The following is a 20172-nucleotide window of genomic DNA, read 5'->3' as shown; positions in this document are numbered from 1 at the left end:
TTTGTGTAGGCTTAATTTTTGACTTCTTCTTCGAGTTCGGCACGAGTTGCGTAATAGGTTTTCATAGATTCCTTTGTAATTATGGCATTAGAAGGCTCATCAATAGGAATTGCTCCTCTAGCTTCAATCCAAGGAGCTTCACAGTGAGTCATTCGTTCTAATTCATAGGCATCATAAGAAAAATATACATCAATAACTTCTTCAAGAAACTCTTCTAATTCCTCAGATAAGACGGGTTTATCAACGTCTTCACTAATAGGATTCCATTTATATTGTTTATATTTTTGATAAAGTTCAGGAATGACTGGTCCGTGTACCCAAGCTTCAAAATCTTCTTCAAATAAAGGACTACCATGAATAGCTAAATGCCAAGCTTGAGCATAGTAAACTAACTTTTGTAGCTTAAGATTAGTCAGAAGTGAGCCTGCTTCATGAGCATAACGAATAAAAAATTGTGCTATTTTATAGCAACTTGGCATACCTGTCCTCCGATAATAAACTTATCTAAGCATACATTTATATTATACAACTTTCATAAAGCGATCAGATTTCTCTTTTTATCTTTCAATACAACCCATAGATGATTATTCATCCTCAACAGAAATATAACTGCTCAGGACTTTCCCCCAAACCTGTAAGATTTATTTTATACTTGCCGTTAGATTAAGGGGTAAACATGACTATAGGTACAGCAATTCCCGAATTTTGTCAAGGGGTAAAACATTTTGGGCAGCCATTACCCGAATTTGAAAAGTATGGAAAACAAGCCGCGATAAAAGAAGGACAAAGTGCGGTAGCTTCTGCGGATGACCCAGTAGCAGTATATCAAACCCTATTAGCGGCTGATGCTTTACGTTATCTAACCCTACAAACCACCGCCACAAAAGAGTCAGGACACCCCGGGGGTTTTGCTTCTATTGCTGAGGCCATTGCTTCCTTGGTCATGCTAGGGCACAAAAATATTATCACTGAAGTGGGACACCATGCCCCCGGATTTTACAGTACCATGTTCCTTGACCGCTCTCTAGAAGACATGGGAATTCATACCGTGCAACAGTTGGGGGAACGTTTCCGAGAAATGCACGGACTCCTAGGACACCTCTCGGGACAAATTCCGGGACTCCTCAACCCAGCCGGACCCCTTGGACAAGGACAGCATTTTGCTATGGCCGGGGCGAAGTTACATCGGGATGTGCTTTTTCCGGTCACTATTGGGGATGGCGGCTTAGGAGAACCCTATATCATGAGTAGTTTTGCTCATTTCCATACTGCCTATCCGGATGTGACCAATTTTCTGCCTATTTTGGTGTGGAATGGATACTCTCAAGAACATCACAGTATGGTATCCACGAAACCCAACGAAGAGATGATTAAATATTGGCAAGGGAATGGTTTCCAAGAGGTTATCTTAGTCAATGCGAAAGACTTTGATAATGCTAACCAACCCGGGGAATATGTAGATAGTACCAAGTTTTCTTTTAGTCAACGTTTAGCCTTTACCCAAGCAGTTTTAGAAGCCACCGATAAAGCGGCTAAGTCTGCTTTTAGCGGCAAATTAACCGTTCTTATTGTTAAACAACTCAAAGGTGCAGGGGTTCACAAACGCGGGGCACAGTCTCATAATTTATATCCAGGAGATAGTTTAGAAAAAGATTATATCGTGAATGCGCTCAAGGAACGGGCCTTATCTCCTGAAGCTTGGGACTTGGTAAGAACCAATTTTGAACGTTCTGCTGGTGGCCCGGCATCTCATCATGTAGTAACCGAGAAGGAGTTACCTTTACCCGAGTTAGGCGAGTTACCTTTAACGGAATATGCAGTTAAAGGGGATAAAAAAGTTGCTACAACAGCAATGGGTGAATTAGTCGTTCATGTGGGCAAAAAAGACCCCAATTTTGTCATTACTAATGCCGATGGAAATGCGGCATCGGGTATTAATAACATCAATGTGGGTTTAAAAATTGTTCACCCTACCGTTGATGATATTTATTATCAGGGTCCCCAAGGACAGGTTTATGAACCTTTGAGTGAAGATGCTTGTGCCGGGTTAGCAGTAGGGTTAGCGTTATTCGGCGCTCGTACGTTATGGTGTTCTTATGAGTCTTTTGCTATCAATGGGTTACCGATATGGCAAACTGTCACTCAAGCAATGGCCGAGTTACGCCGCCCGACTCCCTCTACAATAACGCTATTTACTGCCGGGGCGCTAGAACAAGGGCGCAACGGATGGACTCACCAACGCCCTGAAATTGAAAATTATTTTGCGGCGATGATGCGTAACGGGAATATCTTCCCCTTGTTCCCTTGTGATGCTAATAGTATTCAGGTCTGTTATGAGTGGGCGTTAGGCACGAAAAATAAGGGTATTACTATTACGGCCAGTAAGTCTGCATTACCGGTGAGAACCACTTTTGACCAAACCCGTCAAGCGTTGCAAGATGGGGGTGTGGTCTTGCATGAAACCGAAGGCAAGAAACAGGTGGTTTTTGCTGTTGTTGGGGATATGACGCTTATTCCAGTTTTTGATGCGGCGCAACATTTGGAAGACCAAGGTATAGGGGTGCGTATCGTTTCGGTTATTAGTCCCCGCCGCTTGTATCGTCCTGATGATGTGATGTGGCATACTTGCACAGATGCAGACAGTCATTTCTTGGATGATGAAGGGTTTGAACGTCTTTTTGGCGGTGATGCTTTAATTGGGGTTACTGGCGGCACTAGCGCTATGTTAGAACCGGTGATGTTACGCAGTACCTCGAAACGAGATGTTTTTGCCTGGAAACGCGGGGAAACTACCGCAAGCGCTGGGGAAATTATGGCGTTTAATGGGTTGACTGCTGAAGCACTTACTAAACGGGCGCTCTCGTTGGTGGGTTAGTTGGTTTTTGCCGTTGGGTTACGCGGTTAACCTACGTTTATACCCATATTGATACCCGCGCTATGACACCCTCACCCTGAAGGGTGGGGCTATACGAACAAAGCCCGCCTACGCGGGCTAGTTTTTGGCTAAGATTACCTGCGCCCGCACCCTGAAGGGTGGGGCTATACGGGCAAAGCCCGCCTTCGCGGGCTAAATTGGAAATAAAGTAGGATTATTGAGGCTGCGTAGGCAGCCTTCGTTCGTGTAGCTCCACCCTTCAGGGTGAGAGTCTCTCAGGTTAGGTTTGGCTTGTGTAAAGAAATATTGCCAGCAGTAAAAAGATCTTGAAAATGGGGAATTCTAAATAAGGCATAATCTTAAAGTAATTTTTTATGACAATCAAGTTGTTTAGCGATCTAGAATGGCCATTACCTAAAAAATTTCAGTCACCTAAAAAGGGTGAAATCATTATAAATAATGACTCTAAAGATCAATATATAATTGGTAAGCGTATAAATAACGGAAATTTTGGAAATGTATATGAATGTTGGGATGAGTGGGGAAATGAGCTTGTAGCAAAAGTTCTGAAACCCAATAATCAAACTTATAAAAAAGTTCGAGAAGATTGGGAAAAAGAACTAAATAAATTAATAACTCTTCGTCATCCAAATATTACTTATATTTATGATTGCTTTGAATACAGAAATACTTTTTATTTAATTCTTGAGCGTTGTCATCGTACCTTTAAAGAAATGATTGAGATTTACAAATATGAAAATGATTTTTTAGATTATTTATTTCCTTATATTGCAAGAGACATATTACAAGCAATCCATTTTATTCATCAAGTTGGTTATGTTCACAAAGATTTACATTTAGGTAATGTATTTGTCCATTTAGTTAAAGACAAACTGTTACCTGATAATACTCCTGTTTGGATTTTTAAAATAGGAGATTTAGGAATTAGTAACTTAGAAGCTGATATCGATATTTTTAATACAACATTAGCTGCGTGGATGCTTCCACCAGAATATTTAGACCCTCAAGAGTATGCCATTAAAGATAATGGTGAATACCGTCTTACCAAACAGATTGATATTTACCATACAGGACTTTTGTTGCTGAGTGTACTTTTAGGTTATACACCTCCATTTACTGAGCAAGAAATTCTTCAGGGATCACCTCGTCAAATGGCAGAAAATCTTCCTCTACCCTATGGACAAGCGATAGCAAAAGCATTACGTAGGCACGTTGAATTTAGAACTCAAACAGCACTAAAATTTTGGCAAGATATAAAGGCCGCAATTCCATCAACCTGATAAATACCCTCACCCTGAAGGGTGGGGCTACTGGGACAAAGCCCGCCTTCGCGGGCTAAAAATAATAATGGAAAAAAACACAAAAAATAACAAAATTATCCTTTCATATCTGCCCCATTAATGTATAAAATAAAAATATAGAGCCTGCGTAGGCAAGCTTTGTTCGTATAGCTCCACCCTTCAGGGTGAGAGAATATCAAAACCCTAATTAATCTTATTAAAAAAATGACTAGAAATTTTACGCAATTATACGTACATTGCGTATGGGCAACATGGGATAGATTACCCCTAATGACCCCCGATATTCAAGAAATTATATATAATGCTATCGCCCGACAATGTAAGCAACTAAACTGTCAAGTTATCGCCGTAGGCGGCATAGCAGATCATATACATTTGCTTACAAACTTTCCCACAACAATAACCCTATCTAAACTCATTGGAGAAGCAAAAGGAAGTTCTTCCCATCTCATCACCCATGAAATCAAACCCAATGAATTCTTTAAATGGCAAGGAGGATATGGAGTTTTCACCGTCAGTCACAGCAACATAGATCAAGTAGCTAACTACATCCGTAACCAACCCCAACATCATCAACAAAAACAACTCATTTCTGACTGGGAAATTTAATAACATCGCCTCACATTTTGTAAGTTCCTACACCCGTCTATGGTTCCGCTATACGAACAGAGCAATCCTGCGCGGACTAAAATCAATTATAATAGGCTGCGTAGGCAGCCTTTGTTCGTATAGCTCCACCATAGACGGGTGCGAGTCTCCTAAAATTAATAACACTAAAAGTACCTGTTTTAATCTATGAACAGAAAAAGGAGACATAATCATGCAATGGCAAGAAATCTGTGAAAACAAACAATTACAAGACTTACCCTTTAAAATAGAATTAAATAAATGGGGACAAATCATCATGAGTCCTGCGCGAGTTAAACATTCATTTTATCAAGGAATTATCGCTAATTTATTAAACTCAATATTAGAGCAAGGATTTGCCTTTCCTGAATGTGCAATTAATACCTCTGATAATACCAAAGTTGCCGATGTAGTTTGGGCTTCAGATGAACGCTTAAAAATTATTGAAAATGAAATAGCCGCATCTATTGCGCCCGAAATCTGTATAGAAGTGATAAGCGCGAGTAATACCCTTGAAGAAATGCAAATCAAAATTAATTTATATTTAGAAGCCAAAGCCGAAGAAGTATGGTTATGTAATGAAAATGGAATCATGAAATTTTATAATCAGCAAGGAGAATTAGAACAGTCTTTATTAGCTCCCAACTTTCCTAAACAAATTCAAGGTTTTCGGAAATCATAAAATTTTTAAGAAAGAAAAACTTCTTATCCCCCTCAAACAACTTAGAATCAATTATATTAGCCTGCCTACGCAGGCTTTGCTCGTATAGCTCCAGGCTTGAGCCTGCGAGTCTCCTATGCAATTTATCACAACCGAAACCCTTGACACCCCCGGAACCACAGGAGAACAAATCGTATGGCAAACCATTCAAGAAGCCTTTAAAGATAGAAACTGTATCGCTTACTGGCGCTATCCCATCTTTTCTAAAAGCGGCAAATTCCGTAAAGAACCCGACATCTTAATCATAGATCAAGAACTGGGAATCATCATCATCGAAGTCAAATCTATCACCATCAATCAAATAATCAACATTAACGGCCATCAATGGCAATATCAAAACTACTATATTTCCTCGAACTCCCCCTATCAACAAGCGGAAAATCAACTCTTTGCCCTACTAGAATACACCCATCAAGAACCCGCTTTAAAAAATCAAATAACAGGCAGAGTTCTTATCGCCTTACCCCTCATCACCGAACAACAATGGCAAGAAAAAAACTATCATAAACTCCCCACATCACCCCCTATCATCTTTAAAAATCATCTTTTACAGGCTGTGTTCATCGGTGGACAAATAGAAAAAACTCTCCCTCTCACATCAGGAGCTAATCTAACCCAAAATCAATGGAAACTCTTACTATCAATTCTAGCCGGAAACCCTGTACATTGCCAACCCAATCATCAAGTATTATCTCAACCGGAAAGCCGAGGAAAACTCTTACAAAAACTGCGCTCACACATTTCAGAATTCGACATCCAACAAGAAACCATCAGTAAACAAATTCCCCCAGGATGTCAAAGAATTAGAGGCATAGCCGGCTCAGGAAAAACCGTCTTATTAACCCAAAAAGCCGCCATCATGCACCTAAAACATCCTGACTGGAAAATTGCCCTAGTCTTCTTCTCCCGAAGTCTCTATCATCCCATCAGAGAACAGATAGACAAATGGTTAGAATACTTCAGCAATAACGAGCAAAAATACGACCCCAAAAACCGTAACTTACTCATCCTTCATGCTTGGGGTTCAAGACAGCAACCTGGACTTTATAGTACCTTATGTAAATACGCTGGTGTTGCCCCTCTTACCGTTCAAAATACCAGCAGTCAGCAACCCAATGAAGCCTTAGCAGAAGCTTGTAGTCAACTCTTAAAAGAAACCGCCATTCCCCAAATATTTGATGCAATTTTAATCGACGAAGGACAAGACTTAATTGTGGATAATTATAAATTTGAAGATAAACAGCCCTTTTACTGGATGGCTTATCAAGCACTACGCTCTGCTGACCCTTTACACCCCCAACAAAAGCGGCTAATATGGGCTTATGATGAGGCGCAAAGTTTAGACAGTTTAAAAATCCCTACCGCCAGTGAATTATTCGGCGAAAAATTAGGTCATCTTGTCACCGGTAAATATCCCAATAACATCAAAAAAAGTGAAATCATGCGGCGCACTTATCGCACCCCTCATCCCATTATAACGGCTGCACACGGCATCAGTATGGGCTTATTACGCACAGGAGGAATGTTAACCGGCATGACTCGAAAAGCAGAATGGGAAGCCATCGGTTATCAAGTGGAAGGAAAATTTATTCCGGGGCAAAAAATCACCCTAAAACGTCCTCGAGAAAACTCACCTAACCCCATTCCCGAACTTTGGCAAGGTTCAATAATTGACTTTCAAATACACGCTTCTCGCTCCTCAGAAATCAGCAGTTTAGCCAGTCAAATTATTCATAATTTTAGATATGAAGGGTTAAGGCCATGTCGAGAAATTTTAGTCATTGTATTAGGCACATTTTATGAAGCTATGCGGCTAGAAACTCATATCGCCACCTTTTTAATGAGACAAGGAATAGATATATTTATTCCGGGTAGCTCAGATAGTAATATATTAAAACCGGAACCCGACCAACGCAACCCAAATCAATTTTGGTGTGAAGGTGCTGTTACTATTTCTCGTCTTCATCGTGCCAAAGGTCATGAAGCAGATTTAGTTTATATAGTAGGATTAGATCAAGTGGCCAAAGACGAAAGTAATATCTATTTACGCAATCAATTATTTGTCGCCTTAACGCGGGCCAGAGCATGGGTTAAAATCAGTGGAATTGGAGACTATGTGATGTATGATGAAATGCGGCGAGTTATTGGGAGTGGGGATACTTTTAGCTTTACCTTTACTCGTCCTCCCAAACGAGAAATAAACGTCACTGATGCCGGCGAATTATTAAAACGATATGCTTTAGGAGGGAGAAACTTTCGCAATGCCGACTTACAAGAAGCACAATTAAGCGGCATCTGTTTAAAGGGAGCCAATTTAATAGGAGCAAACTTACGAGGAGCAAATTTGGAAAATGCCCAATTAGATCACATCAAATTAATTGCGGCAGACTTAAGCTATACTAACTTAAAAGGAGCCAGTTTAAGAAAAGCAAAATTGATGGGAGCCATCCTAGAAGGCGCTAACTTACAAAACACAGATTTAACCGAAGCTGACCTCACCAATACAGATTTGAATAATGTTAAATTATCATAACAATCATCACACGGCATAAACCTCCGCCTCACTCATCAAAATACTCTAGGTATATCTGTGGAGTAGAATCCGAAAAGTTATCTTATTTTTCGTTAATTTATCGAAAAAATTGTGAAAAAAATCACCGAAAACCGCTTGATTTTTTTCTAAAATAGTACCTATACATGATATAATAATTAAAATATATATTAATCAATACAAATTTTACAGAAAGATTTAGTCTGTTTCAGTTTCAATATATTTGCTGCACTACCAGAGAGAAGAGGGCAACTAAACATTGATGGCTCCTTGGTATTGACTTCAACTGATTGATTTAGGAGGGAGACTAATGAAAAAAGTTTATTCGAGACGTTCTTTCGGTCGCTTTCTTCTGGTGCTATCGGGACTGTTTGCGGGAGGATTGTTAGGTTTATTCAAAGGTAAAGAACAAGCAATCAAACCCTCGGTCGCCAGTCCAACACGACCTTCTGCTAGTCTATTTTCCAACGCCAAATTACAGGAGATTTTGGAGCAAGAGGTGACCAGCGATCATGTTCCCGGTCTGGTCATGTATCTTTCTACCCCAAAGGGAGTGTGGAGCGGAGGAGCGGGTCTGCGAAGTCTGGAGACCGGACAACAGGTACAACCAGATGATGCCTTTTCCATCGCTAGTACCAGTAAAACTTTTGTGGCGGTAATTGTGTTACAGTTGGTAGGAGAAAATAAAATTAAGCTTGATCAGCCGATTGCGGGCTATTTACCCAAAGATATCAGCGATCACCTACCCTACAGCAGCGAAATCACAGTGCGGCAATTGTTAAATCATACCAGTGGGGTAGCAGAATATCTTTCCACCAAAGGGTTTGTCAACGCCGCCAAAAATCGGGACCGGTTTCATCCCTGGACAGCACACGAGGCCATTCAGTTTATCCTCGATAGGCCGCCCCGGGACCAACCCGGGAAAACCTTCGCCTATACCGATTCTAACTATATTCTTTTACAGTTAATCATCGAGGGGATAACAGGAGCGACCCTAGCTGAGGTGACCCGGGAGCGAATCTTAAATTTTTGCGGTCTAAAGCACACCTATACTGAACTCTGGGAATCCCCAGCCGCAAACGTGGCCACTGGTTACACAGTGGATGGGGCGGGAAAGTTACATAGTCAGGTAAACGTCAACGATGGAAACGGTTTGGGGGATGGCGCATTAATGTCTACTGCCGAAGATTTAAGCAAGTTTCTCCACTGCTTATTGGTCGAGAAACGTTTACTATCGCCGTCGCTACTTCAGGAAATGTTGACTTTTATCAGAAAAGATGCGGGCGCAGTATTTGGCATTAGCGAGTACACCATCATGGGAGTCAAAGGATACGGACTAGGGATAGAGCAATTCAATACTCCCTACGGGGAAGCCGTCGGACACACGGGAAGTGCTTACGGTTTTGTCTCAGCAATGTTGTATTTGCGCTCTGGAGACGCTACCGCGATAGTGCTGGCAAACGAGGAAGGGATCGATCCCGTAGAGATCGCCTTCGATGGTTTGAAGTCGGTTTTTGATTGATGGTTAAGTTAAAACCTTTGAGTAGGTTAGGTTTCATCCCAACCTAAAACCCGAGAATAACCCTATTACTTGGACTCAACAAAGCGCTTACGTAACGACTCAGCCCGGCGTTTAGCAAGACTATTATTAGGGTCAACCTTAAGAGTTTCCTCATAAGTTTCTAACGCCTTAGCCGCCATCTGTTTTTTATCATAAACATTGGCTAAATTATTTAAGGCGATCACATACTCAGGATAGAGTTTAATCGCTTCTTTGTAGTTACGGATAGCCAACTCATACTGCTCTTGAGCATAATAAGTATACCCTAAAGCATTATAAATTAACGCCTTATTTTCCGTTTCGATATCATCGTCAGCTTTTAAAGCCTTTTGAAAGAGATTGACAGACTGAACATATAACTTTTTATCCAGATAAAGGCTACCAAGCTCATAATATTCCTTAGCCGTTCCTTTTTCCTTCTGGAGTTTTTTTTGCAGACGGGAAAAAGTGTTTTCAAGTCGTCGCGTTTTGAAAATTTGGCGAAATAGAAAGATCGCTGTCACTGATAATAACAGCACTAATACAGAGATATAAATTACCGGTAGAGATTCATCCATAGTTAGTCATTGGTCATTAGTCATTGGTCATTAGTCATTGGTCATTAGTCATTGGTCATTAGTCATTGGTCATTAGTTATTCGTCATTGATCATTGGTTGTTGTTTAATGACTAGATTAACGATTAACTGTTACAGGATTGACTAAGGACTAATGACTAACCACTAATAACTATTGACTGTTTAAGGTAGTCCCCAATAGGTTGCTCTTTCTTGTAACCATCCGGACCTTTGCCAACGGGCAATCGCATCATTAACACGATTGTGTAGGCTTTTATATTGTAATCCTTTTGGCATAACCACACACAAGGCTTCTCCGGATAAACGGACTGGTAACTGTCGATACTGGGGATATTCCTGCACCCAACCCGCTAAAATACTATTATCTCCCGCAAAAACATCGGCTTGGCCCGATTCTAAAAGACTTAACGCTTCTTCATAAGAGTCTACTCCAATCAATTTGGCGTTAGGCATTTCCGACTTAATCACCGCAATGGTACTGGAGTTGTTCAACAAGGCAACTCGGGAGGAAGCCGCATCAAATCTATTTCGGATTAGGGGATTTTTCGTCACTAACCCTGTCCCATCCAAATAATAATAAATGCTCAAGTCCACCACTCTAGAGCGGGAAGATGTATCTGTTACTCTAGCGATAGTAATATCCACCGTCCCATCAATGACCACTTGTAAACGTTCTAAATTGTTTACCGGACGTAAAATCACCGCCTCCGCACTGCCTAATAATTCTTGAGCCAGACGTTGAGCCACATCAATTTCAAAACCTTGCAGGTTTCCTTGCTCGTTTTTAAATCCTAGGGGTCGTGTATTATCTTTAACCCCGACAATCAGTTTACCTCGATGAATAATCTCTTCTAAGGAAGCGGCTCTAGTAGATGCCCAAGGAAATAACCCTAGAGTCATTAAAGCGATGGCTAAACTCAAGTTTAACAGTTTTTGGCTTTTAATCATGTTCTTGAGGCTCATTAAGGTCATAAATCACCACTTGATTACGTCCCCGTTCTTTTGCTAGATATAGTCCCTTGTCTGCCCGGTGGAGGACCTCATCAAGCGTTGCATCTTTTTGATTATAAGTGGCTAATCCGATACTAGCGGTTATTTTTAGGGTTTTTTGGCCAACGAGCAAGGAAAGTTCAGAAATCGTCTTGCGGATGCGTTCTGCTACAATGATAGCCTCTTTCAGTTTAGTTTTTGGTAAAATCACCACAAACTCTTCACCGCCAAAACGGCCTAAAAGATCTATTTGGCGAATACTATTATTGATAGCATTACAAACGATTTTAAGGACTGTATCCCCCATCGCATGACCATAAGAATCGTTGATGTGTTTAAAGTAGTCTAGATCAATAAGTAAGATAGAAAAGCTACAATGATAGCGTTGAGCGCGATACAATTCCTGCTCGCCGAACTTAAAAAGGGCACGACGGTTAGCCACATTCGTCAAGGGATCGATATTAACTAATAGTTCCAGTTGAGCATAAGCCGCTTTCAGTTCATCTCGAGTGCGTTTTAATTCTAAATGATTTTTCACTCGTGCGAGTAATTCAGCCGCCCTAAAAGGTTTAGTCACATAATCCACTGCCCCTAGTTTAAATGCTTCTAAAAGATCTCCTTCTTCATCACTAGCCGTCAGAAAAATAATGGGAATTTCTTGATACTCTTGATTAGATTTTAGCTTCTCGCATACCTGTAAGCCGTTCATTTCTGGCATCATCAAATCCAGTAAAATTAAATCTGGATGGGCAGTTCTGACTCGTTCAAAAGCCTGCTGTCCACTGGTAGCAAAGGTCGTTGCATAGCCGGAATGATCAAGAATATCAACCACAAGCTGTAAATTTTTACTAAGGTCATCGACGACTAAAATTAGAAAATCTTCTGGGTTAAAAGGTTTAATTTTGTTTAACTGGCTATTCATATAGTCATTGTAAGCGCTCTTTAAGTATCTGCCTTGATATATATATTCTTTTTTTAAGATATAACAGTACAAGTCAAGCTTCAGATAATTTTTTTCTCTGGCGCACTCCATTAGCCAAGCACCCTGTTACCACTTTTCTAGTGTCCTTTAAATTCTCGGTGATCCTTTTTTCCTGGATTACTCGCTTGTTAATGGCGGCTCAAAAACCGAACTGTAGCAATCTTAACGTGAATTGGTCTAATCTAATTTTCCTATATGAAGTCATAACTGATCAAAAAAGGTGGATTGCACTAACCCACCTCATAAGCTATGAAAAATTTTTTTTGCCGCTATTATTTATGATTAGCCAACATTAAGTTAGACTCGTTAACCCCAAATTTATAGCCAATGCCAAAGTTGAGCGGCTTAATACTTTTACCGCTTTGATAAATTTTGTGTAAATCCGGCTGATAACGGTTACTAAATAAACCGATGGGTTGAGTATAATTCCCATAAAACTTCAAATTCCATTTTTGTTGAGCAAAAAATTTCACAGGCATTCCTGAATCATCCTGTAAAACATGATTACTTTGAGTTAGAATTGCATTTCTAATGGTCGAGAAGCTATCATTATACATTAAATAAGAAGCGGCTTTTAAATAAGTCACAGGGCTATTAACTTTCTTGACAAATTCCGCAAATTCAGGAGTTTTCTTTAACCCATCATTAGATAAATCCGTTGAAAAATAATAAAGAGTCCTTGGGGTAGTTTCTCCTTGGGGAACAAAATAAATTTTCACGCCTGGCACCATGCCTTTAGCCATTTTTTGAACATTCCCCTGTTTATCTATTCCCACCAATTCTACATCGAGAATTTGATTATTTGTTCTCGCCAAAAAGGTATAGAGAACTGGGATAACACCCTGGTTAGCCATGTCTTGTTTCATATCATTAGTACGAAAGAAACTAAACTTAAGCAGGGCATAAAGAGAGTTTCTGGCTTCAGCTAATTTTCGATACACCTGACCCGTATTGGTGGCAGAAAGAGTTGGAATTGTTCCCACCGGTTCTAAGCCAATCATGATATATTCTTTTCCTTGGGGAAAAAGAGAATAAGCATAGAGAAAGTCCGGACCACTAAAAGGATAAAAAACCGTTGGGGAAGTGCTATTAATTGCCGAGAGTTCTTTATCTGACCAATTTCTCACTTTAGAAAGTTGTTGTTTATTTAATTGTGCCCAAGAATTTTCTAAAGTATGGTGATGATTTTGCCAAACATCCATATTTTGGATTTTAGCTAATTCGCTGCTATCTTCAACTTTCATCCCGGCGAGTAATCTTGCCGTATCGGTTAAGCGTTTAGCTTTCGCCTCATCAAACTGTTTTGGGGGTTCTTGAGAGGAGATTGATTCAACTTTAGCGGCCGTTTGGGTGGCTTCTGAACCGGTGCTTGTTTGGAGAGCGTTTGGCGATGAGGCAGAGTTTTCCGTCGCAGCTTTCTTTTGTTCAACACTCGCACAAGATTGTAATAAACCCAACAATCCGAGGGTGACAATAAAAGAGGTGAATGTTTTTTTCATGGCTTTTATACTTGAGATAAAAAAAGGGGATTATGTGAAAATTAAATCACTTATGCTAATTTCTTTTTAGAGGCAAAATAATAAATCGGTAAACCCAGAGCAATAGTTGCTAATCCTGCTAAAGATTCTATCGGTTTAGCATGAAAAGAAAAATACAACATCCATAGACCAATGCCAAGAAAAATACAGGGGGTAATGGGATAGCCCCAGGTAGAGTAAGGGCGAGGAAGATTAGGAAAACGTAGGCGATAAACAAAGACCCCTAACACCGTCATAAAAGAAGACAGGATCAGGGTAAATTCTAAATAAGTGACCACTTTTTCAAAAGTCGAAGTAATCAGCAAAACGAGAATAATCGCTAGTTGAAACCAAATGGCATAAGCGGGGACACCATAACGATTTTTTCGGGCTAAAAGTTTGAAGAGGGGGATATCCTCACCAATAGCCTGAGTCACACGCGGTCCGGCCCAAATCATTGAACTAATTGAAGAAATTAAGCCCAAAGAAATCAGCAAAGCCATCAATTTTCCCCCGGACGAACCAAAAATTCGATCAGCCACAATATAGCCAATTTCTAACTGCCCGGCTAACTTATTCAGGGGAGTGCTATACAAAAAGATAAAATTTAACAATAAATACAAGGCCATAACCACCAGGGTTCCCCAAAATAGGGCACGAGGTAAAGTTTTTTCAGGATTTTTCACCTCGCTGGCTAAATAAACCGCCGCATTCCAACCCGAATAGGAATAAGTGACATAAAACAGGGAAATCGCAAAAGGAGAACTAAAAATCAGCGACATATCCTCTGTCGCCGGTGTAAAACTAATCCCTGTTGGGGTAGCTAAATCTAATCCACAAACAATAAAGACAACAATTAAAAGCACCTTCAAGATAGTAAATATCTGTTGAAAGGAACTACCGGCTTTTAAATTTGTACTATGAATTAGGGAAACAGCAATCACTACCACAATAGCGACCACAGTGGCATTTAAGCCTGGTACAACACTGGATAAATATTTGCCCAAAGCCATTCCTGCTAAAGCGATGGGGGCGGCAAATCCTACCGTTACTGATACCCATCCCGATAAAAATCCCACCACAGGATGATAAATTTTAGAAAGAAAATGATATTCTCCTCCTGAACGCGGCATAGTTGCACCTAACTCTCCGTAGCACAAGGCACCGCACAGAGCAAAAATACCACCGACAAACCAAAGCAGTAATAAAGTAAAACCTGATTGAATATCCACCACTTGAAATCCCAAGCTCGTGAATACACCTGTTCCGATCATATTAGCGATCACAAGGCAGGTAGCGGTAAATAGCGTGATTTGGCGAGAAGAACCTACATTGACTGAGAGAGATTCTCGTTCATTATTAACAGAGTCTATTCGTGTCATGGCACTTATGAGACAGGCTCACTCCTCATGGTTAAAATATTCTAACGTTATCATTTGTTCTTATTTATGACTATCACCTCTATGGAGAATGTTGCATTATTATTGGTCAGTAGTCATTAGTCATTAGTCATTAGGGGCGTAAGGCTTGTGTCTACCATTCCCCTTTCCCTTTATCTGTTTCCCCTCTTACCTGTTGCCTGTCAACTCATCAATGCCGTACATTCTAAAATCAGCTTTTGATTAATTAAAGCATGGGGCTGAATTTCTAGGGCTTTGCGAAAAGCATTAATGGCTTCTGCATAATTGCCCAAAGCCGCCTCACATAATCCTAACCCGTGCCAAGCCCCAAAATGAATCGGGTTTAATTTAACGACTTTTTCGCAGTCTTGCTTAGAGGCTTCAAACCGTTCTTGTAGATAATACAGAACAGCCCGCCTATTCCAGGCTTCGGCAAAATCTGGATAATGATCAATAGTTTCGTTTAAAATCGCTTCTACTTGCTCTAATTGTCCGCTCTCTAAGAAAATTTGAGCGCGTCTAAGCAGTTCTAAGCCTAATTCTCCTTTTTGTTCAAACCAAATCCGCCAGAGTTGGGCAGTTGCCGCCTCTCGGACGGCTTCATTTAGGTCTTTTAGTTCTTGGAGTAATTGGTCAATTGTTGGTTTATCCACGTTTTTATCTTAGGTGATAAAAAATCCCTCTGAAACAATCGCCAGCCTTTTACTTTTGTTGCTGTTGGGAATCGTTATTTTCGGCCTTAACTTCAGGCACGAATTCAGGACGTTTTACATCTTCCCATCCCGCAGGACGTTTAGAATTGTACCAAGCAATTGACCCAATGGTTACAGCCGCTATAAATCCAAGGGCATAAACAGCTACAAAATAAGTAGGAAAATTACCGACCTTGGCTACAGCCTCTAAAAACAAATACATCTGTCCTAACCTTTTTTGAGTTAAACTTTGCTTATCTTAACAGAAAAAATCAAACTTCAACTCCTTTAGTCCCGTTTTGGTTAAGAGACTGTCTTTCTTGGGACTTTTGGGCGTTTTCAGTCCATTGTTTCGCTAAAGTAACTAAGTCAGAGGGAATCATCACTAGGGTTGTGGTGTTATTTTCGGCTCCGATTTCAGTTAGCATTTGTAAGCGTCTTAATTCTAAAGCGGCAGGATTTTCCATGATTTTTTGAGAAGCTTGCGCCAACATTAAAGAGGCTTCTTGTTCAGCCGCCGCTTTAATTAAGCGGGCACGTTTTTCTCGAACGGCTTCGGCTTCTTTAGCCATTGCTCGTTGCATCGCTAAAGGAATTTCTACATCTTTCATTTCTACCCGTTCAATTTCAATGCCCCAAGGTTCAGTAATTTCATCCACAATGTTTTGAACGGTAAGGTTGATTTTATCTCTATTTTGTAAAATTTCATCGAGAATACATTGCCCCACCACATTGCGTAGGGTAGTCATAGCGGCTTGATAAACAGCCACTTGGTAATTTTCTACTCGGTTAATGGCTTTAGAAGCATCGAGAATGCGATAGTAAAGCACGGCATTGACTTTAATGGTAACGCTATCGGCGGTGACGGCTTCTTGTGGAGCAATATCAACGGTTTTAGTCCGAATATCCACCTTAGCTTTTTCGTCAACAACCGGCATGATCCAATACATACCGGGTCCTTTAATACTGTTAAAGCGTCCTAGGCGAAAGATAACTCCCCTTTCATATTCACGGTCAACTTTTAGACCCCCAAAACCGAGGAGAATGATAAACCCTGCTATTGTGGCTAGAATGGTTTCCATAGCTGTCTCCCAATTTTTCTGGATATATTTATTTTAGGGAATGCTTTGGGTTAACCGAGCTAGATTTAAGAGAAAAATTATAAGCCAATTTTTTCGGGAAAACCTCGGCTTGGCTTTGTAGATCTTTTTAGAATCTCTAAATATTGCACACCTTTGCTACATCGGGCCAGGGAACTGTATCCCTGGCGATTGTTTTAACAATTTTTAGGAAAACAAGTTCTCTCTTTCTTTGATGGCTAAACCATGAGCGGGAAAGCCCTCATAATCGGCTAAAGTTGTGGTGGTTTGCTTTAATTTTTCAAATCCTTCGGGTGTCACATAAGCGAGGGTTGAACGCTTGAGAAAATCAAACACAGACACCGCCGAATAAGAACGGGCAAAGCCGCCAGTCGGCAGCACAGCATTAACGCCGATGGCATAAGTGGCCATGGAAGAGGGCGTATGAGAACCTAACAAGATTTCGCCGGCATTGTGAATTTGTCCTAGAATATTAAACGGTTCTTTAACTAACACTTCGAGATGTTCTGGGGCGTAGTCATTAATAAAATTGAGGGATTCCTCTAAGCTAGAAGTTAAGATAATACCCCCATAAGCCGATAACCCATCTTCACAGAATTTTCTGCGCCATTCGGGTAATTGTTGTAAATAATGATCGACATACTGACTGGCTTTTTCGGCTACCGTTTCACTATGGGTCACTAACAAAGCCGCAGAATCAGAACCATGTTCAGCTTCAATTAATAAGTCTAGGGCGGCTAGTTGAGGGTTGCTTGATTCATCGGCTAAAATAATCGACTCACTAGGTCCGGCTGGTAATCCCACATCAACAGTGCCAAATAAAAGCCGTTTGGCTGCTGCCCCATAAACGCTACAAGGTCCTGTAATTTTATCTACTTTAGGGATAGATTGAGTTCCCAGCGCCATAGCGGCGATTGCTTGCACGCCTCCGAGTTTATAGATTTCTGTCACTCCAGCCATTGTTGCAGCAACTAAAGAGGCTGGTTCTACCTGACCCTGTTTATCTGGCGGGGTACAGACCACCACACGCTTGACTCCTGCTACAACGGCGGGAATGGCTAACATCAACATCATGGAAGGGAATGCGCCGCGTCCTCTAGGAACATATAAGCCGGCACTAGGAAGGGGGGCTATTTTTTCGCCGGCAAATACGCCTTTTTCTATTTCTGCCAGTTGGATTTCTTCCGGCATCTGGCGTTGATGAACTTCTTTAATGTTTTTAAAAGACTGTTCTATGGCTGTTTTGACATCAGCTTCGATTAACTCATGAGCTTGAGCAAATTCTTCGGGGGTGACGCGAAGATTTTCTACCGTTGCGCCTTCGTAATCAAATTTTCTGACATATTCCACTACGCCGTCATCCCCATCTTGTTTAATTTTTTCAATGACGGTTTTAGCAATGACTAGAGCATTATCGATATCTAACTCTGCCCGTTTTTTTAAAAGAGCGAGTTCTGAAGCTGACATTTGGGCGAGTTTAAGAATCCTAACCACTTTCCCTATCCTTGTAATATTACTTGAGGCTGATCTTTTTTCTAGCTTATCAAGGAAAGGACGCTGACTGAGATCAGCCCCTGGAGATCCATTAATAGGGTGACATCCTTATGTGTCTATCGATCCGACTCTCCGGCAGTTTGTCTAGAGCTAGTTTTCACTATTGTTTAATTCAAATCTCTCATGAGTAATGCCACAGCCGCTTCACTTTAGTTAACTGAACATTTTTTTAGGCAAAAGTACAGTAATTAATCTCTTAAAAATAAGTATATTCTCAGACAATTAATATGGCTTAAAATAAGGATTTTCTTAGCGAAAACTATTAATTTTATTAGTTTATTGAGTTAATTTGATTTTATAATTAATAATTAATTAAAACAAGGAGATACTTAAAATGATTTCAGAGCAGTATCAAGTTTTTGAAAAACAAGAAACTGTTCAAGCTTGGGATGAAGACTACTATCATCCTCTTGCACAGGATTATTATGATAAAGCCATTGAAAATCTATTTAAATTGATGGATATTCAGCCTGGAGAAACCATTCTTGATGCGGGTTGTGGGCCAGGAGTTCATAGTATTCGCCTAGCCAAGAAAAACATTAAAGTTTTAGCTATTGATATCTCAAAAACTATGCTTAGAGAAGCCCAAAAAAGAGTTTTACAAGAAGATGTCACTCATTTAATTAAATTTAAAGAAGAAGATTTAACCGCTCTAAGTTTTGCTGATGCTTCATTTAAATCAATTTTTTCTTGGGGGGTTATTATTCATATTAAAGAAATAGAAAAAGCTCTAGATGAACTAGCACGAGTGACGGCTCCAGGTGGCAAGTTAGGGTTGTATATAACCAATAAAAACGCTTTGGATCATACTATTGAATCCCTAGCAAGAGATTTATTGAGTAAACATAAATTGGCTTGGGAAAGCCTTCCTATGGGTAAGGGAATCTGGTTTGATTTTAATAATGAAAAACTCTGGGTTTGGCAAATTGATACAACGGCTTTAATCAAATATCTTGAGCAGAAAAATTTTCGTTTAACCGCTCATATTATTGGTGAGTTTACAGAAATTCAGCGACGGCTTAAAGGAGTGCCAAGGACTTTATTGCTAAAATTTAATAATCTTTGCTACTCATTAAAAGTCTCTCCTAATCTTGCCTCTACTAATTTACTAATTTTTGAAAAAACTCAATAAACATTGCCAGGGTGCGAATTAAAATACCGTAAACACTTAGCTTTAGAGTATTTCATCTAAACTCAATTGGTAAATATTTGTCAAGGAAGTTTTTTGCCTAACGGCTTCTACTTGTCAGAGGCCGCAATTTTTTGTATAATACAGAACTCACAACAACTAGCCTAAAACGGAGGTACTGTTCTCACGAATGACTCAGATAATTATCGGTCAAAGCGAAAGCCTTGAATCTGCCCTCAGACGTTTTAAAAAACAAGTTGCCAAGGCAGGTATATATCAAGACATCAAAAAACATCAATTCTTTGAAACTCCCCAAGAAAAAGAAAAACGCAAAGAAGCGGCCCGTCGCAGAAGTCGCACCAGACATAGAACTCGTTAATAGAACTACGAGAACTGGGCAAAAAGAATATGCCGATCATTGGTGGGGCACGACACTTCAAGATGTTAAGCTCGTCGCGCCTCTCTCATTTATGAGTTGGCGGCCTGTAGCTCTGGGCCACTTCTTGTACCGGTTCACCCATTGCTGCTGTAGAATCTTACTTAAAGCCGCTCTTTTGAGCCAGCGAACCCTCAAA

18 protein-coding genes are annotated in these 20172 nt (G+C 40.3%); 8 read left to right on the top strand and 10 right to left on the bottom strand.

What is annotated here, in order from left to right; genetic code table 11:
- Positions 1–11 precede the first annotated feature (11 nt).
- Positions 12–479, bottom strand: coding sequence for a Panacea domain-containing protein (locus CYAN7822_RS11145; RefSeq protein WP_013322367.1), 468 nt, complete (start codon positions 477–479; stop codon positions 12–14).
- 197 nt (positions 480–676) lie between these two features.
- Between CYAN7822_RS11145 and CYAN7822_RS11140 the strand changes: the two genes are divergently transcribed.
- From CYAN7822_RS11140 to CYAN7822_RS11115, 6 genes are all read left to right on the top strand, one after another.
- Positions 677–2875, top strand: coding sequence for a phosphoketolase family protein (locus CYAN7822_RS11140; protein ID WP_013322366.1), 2199 nt, complete (start codon positions 677–679; stop codon positions 2873–2875).
- A gap of 374 nt (positions 2876–3249) precedes the next feature.
- Positions 3250–4176 carry a protein kinase family protein gene (locus CYAN7822_RS11135; protein WP_013322365.1) on the top strand — a complete coding sequence of 309 codons (927 nt, stop codon included), beginning with the start codon at positions 3250–3252 and terminating at the stop codon, positions 4174–4176.
- Between the two features lie 225 nt (positions 4177–4401).
- Entirely contained in the window at positions 4402–4806 is a 405-nt protein-coding gene (gene tnpA / locus CYAN7822_RS11130) for an IS200/IS605 family transposase (RefSeq protein WP_013322364.1), read from the top strand.
- A gap of 211 nt (positions 4807–5017) precedes the next feature.
- Complete coding sequence (locus CYAN7822_RS11125) at positions 5018–5506, top strand: Uma2 family endonuclease (protein ID WP_013322363.1); 489 nt, start codon at positions 5018–5020, stop codon at positions 5504–5506.
- Positions 5507–5621: 115 nt separating this feature from the next.
- On the top strand, positions 5622–8078 hold the full coding sequence (locus CYAN7822_RS11120; protein ID WP_013322362.1) for a pentapeptide repeat-containing protein: 2457 nt from the start codon (positions 5622–5624) through the stop codon (positions 8076–8078).
- A 328-nt stretch (positions 8079–8406) separates the two neighbouring features.
- Positions 8407–9618 carry a serine hydrolase domain-containing protein gene (locus CYAN7822_RS11115; RefSeq protein ID WP_013322361.1) on the top strand — a complete coding sequence of 404 codons (1212 nt, stop codon included), beginning with the start codon at positions 8407–8409 and terminating at the stop codon, positions 9616–9618.
- Between the two features lie 65 nt (positions 9619–9683).
- Here CYAN7822_RS11115 and CYAN7822_RS11110 read toward each other — a convergent pair whose 3' ends face one another.
- From CYAN7822_RS11110 to hisD, 9 genes are all read right to left on the bottom strand, one after another.
- Positions 9684–10214, bottom strand: a complete 531-nt coding sequence (locus CYAN7822_RS11110) for a tetratricopeptide repeat protein (RefSeq protein WP_013322360.1) — start codon at positions 10212–10214, stop codon at positions 9684–9686.
- A gap of 181 nt (positions 10215–10395) precedes the next feature.
- Complete coding sequence (locus tag CYAN7822_RS11105) at positions 10396–11181, bottom strand: transporter substrate-binding domain-containing protein (protein WP_013322359.1); 786 nt, start codon at positions 11179–11181, stop codon at positions 10396–10398.
- A complete protein-coding gene (locus tag CYAN7822_RS11100; protein WP_041933210.1) occupies positions 11174–12145 on the bottom strand; it encodes a diguanylate cyclase in 972 nt (323 codons plus the stop codon). Before CYAN7822_RS11100 ends, CYAN7822_RS11105 begins: the two co-directional genes overlap by 8 nt.
- 332 nt (positions 12146–12477) lie before the next feature.
- Positions 12478–13704, bottom strand: a complete 1227-nt coding sequence (locus CYAN7822_RS11095) for a hypothetical protein (protein ID WP_013322357.1) — start codon at positions 13702–13704, stop codon at positions 12478–12480.
- Between the two features lie 50 nt (positions 13705–13754).
- Entirely contained in the window at positions 13755–15104 is a 1350-nt protein-coding gene (locus CYAN7822_RS11090; RefSeq protein WP_013322356.1) for an APC family permease, read from the bottom strand.
- Between the two features lie 200 nt (positions 15105–15304).
- On the bottom strand, positions 15305–15775 hold the full coding sequence (locus CYAN7822_RS11085; protein WP_013322355.1) for a tetratricopeptide repeat protein: 471 nt from the start codon (positions 15773–15775) through the stop codon (positions 15305–15307).
- A 49-nt stretch (positions 15776–15824) separates the two neighbouring features.
- Positions 15825–16037: a photosystem II assembly protein Psb35 gene (gene psb35, locus CYAN7822_RS11080; RefSeq protein WP_013322354.1), complete on the bottom strand. Its 213-nt coding sequence runs from the start codon at positions 16035–16037 to the stop codon at positions 15825–15827.
- Positions 16038–16086: 49 nt separating this feature from the next.
- A complete protein-coding gene (locus CYAN7822_RS11075) occupies positions 16087–16896 on the bottom strand; it encodes a slipin family protein (RefSeq protein ID WP_013322353.1) in 810 nt (269 codons plus the stop codon).
- A gap of 204 nt (positions 16897–17100) precedes the next feature.
- A complete protein-coding gene (gene hisD, locus CYAN7822_RS11070) occupies positions 17101–18408 on the bottom strand; it encodes a histidinol dehydrogenase (protein WP_013322352.1) in 1308 nt (435 codons plus the stop codon).
- A gap of 394 nt (positions 18409–18802) precedes the next feature.
- Here hisD and CYAN7822_RS11065 point away from each other — a divergent pair, with 394 nt between their 5' ends.
- Complete coding sequence (locus CYAN7822_RS11065) at positions 18803–19600, top strand: class I SAM-dependent methyltransferase (protein WP_013322351.1); 798 nt, start codon at positions 18803–18805, stop codon at positions 19598–19600.
- A 187-nt stretch (positions 19601–19787) separates the two neighbouring features.
- Positions 19788–19976 (top strand): 30S ribosomal protein S21, encoded by a 189-nt coding sequence (gene rpsU, locus CYAN7822_RS11060; protein WP_013322350.1) that lies wholly within the window; start codon positions 19788–19790, stop codon positions 19974–19976.
- Positions 19977–20172: the final 196 nt, after the last annotated feature.

Source organism: Gloeothece verrucosa PCC 7822 (assembly GCF_000147335.1).
In the GTDB taxonomy this organism is placed as follows: domain Bacteria; phylum Cyanobacteriota; class Cyanobacteriia; order Cyanobacteriales; family Microcystaceae; genus Gloeothece; species Gloeothece verrucosa.
The sequence above is the reverse complement of the archived record's forward strand: the minus strand, read 5'-3'. Positions and strand labels throughout refer to the sequence as shown.

Excerpts from the sequence above, each read along its gene's own strand:
- CYAN7822_RS11065 (WP_013322351.1), top strand. The coding sequence starts at position 18,803 with ATGATTTCAGAGCAGTATCAAGTTTTTGAAAAACAAGAAACTGTTCAA.
- CYAN7822_RS11075 (WP_013322353.1), bottom strand. The coding sequence starts at position 16,896 with ATGGAAACCATTCTAGCCACAATAGCAGGGTTTATCATTCTCCTCGGT.
- CYAN7822_RS11110 (WP_013322360.1), bottom strand. The coding sequence starts at position 10,214 with ATGGATGAATCTCTACCGGTAATTTATATCTCTGTATTAGTGCTGTTA.
- CYAN7822_RS11105 (WP_013322359.1), bottom strand. The coding sequence starts at position 11,181 with ATGATTAAAAGCCAAAAACTGTTAAACTTGAGTTTAGCCATCGCTTTA.
- tnpA (WP_013322364.1), top strand. The coding sequence starts at position 4,402 with ATGACTAGAAATTTTACGCAATTATACGTACATTGCGTATGGGCAACA.
- rpsU (WP_013322350.1), top strand. The coding sequence starts at position 19,788 with ATGACTCAGATAATTATCGGTCAAAGCGAAAGCCTTGAATCTGCCCTC.
- CYAN7822_RS11135 (WP_013322365.1), top strand. The coding sequence starts at position 3,250 with ATGACAATCAAGTTGTTTAGCGATCTAGAATGGCCATTACCTAAAAAA.
- CYAN7822_RS11120 (WP_013322362.1), top strand. The coding sequence starts at position 5,622 with ATGCAATTTATCACAACCGAAACCCTTGACACCCCCGGAACCACAGGA.
- CYAN7822_RS11090 (WP_013322356.1), bottom strand. The coding sequence starts at position 15,104 with ATGACACGAATAGACTCTGTTAATAATGAACGAGAATCTCTCTCAGTC.
- CYAN7822_RS11095 (WP_013322357.1), bottom strand. The coding sequence starts at position 13,704 with ATGAAAAAAACATTCACCTCTTTTATTGTCACCCTCGGATTGTTGGGT.
- CYAN7822_RS11140 (WP_013322366.1), top strand. The coding sequence starts at position 677 with ATGACTATAGGTACAGCAATTCCCGAATTTTGTCAAGGGGTAAAACAT.
- CYAN7822_RS11125 (WP_013322363.1), top strand. The coding sequence starts at position 5,018 with ATGCAATGGCAAGAAATCTGTGAAAACAAACAATTACAAGACTTACCC.
- CYAN7822_RS11115 (WP_013322361.1), top strand. The coding sequence starts at position 8,407 with ATGAAAAAAGTTTATTCGAGACGTTCTTTCGGTCGCTTTCTTCTGGTG.
- CYAN7822_RS11145 (WP_013322367.1), bottom strand. The coding sequence starts at position 479 with ATGCCAAGTTGCTATAAAATAGCACAATTTTTTATTCGTTATGCTCAT.
- CYAN7822_RS11100 (WP_041933210.1), bottom strand. The coding sequence starts at position 12,145 with ATGAATAGCCAGTTAAACAAAATTAAACCTTTTAACCCAGAAGATTTT.
- psb35 (WP_013322354.1), bottom strand. The coding sequence starts at position 16,037 with ATGTATTTGTTTTTAGAGGCTGTAGCCAAGGTCGGTAATTTTCCTACT.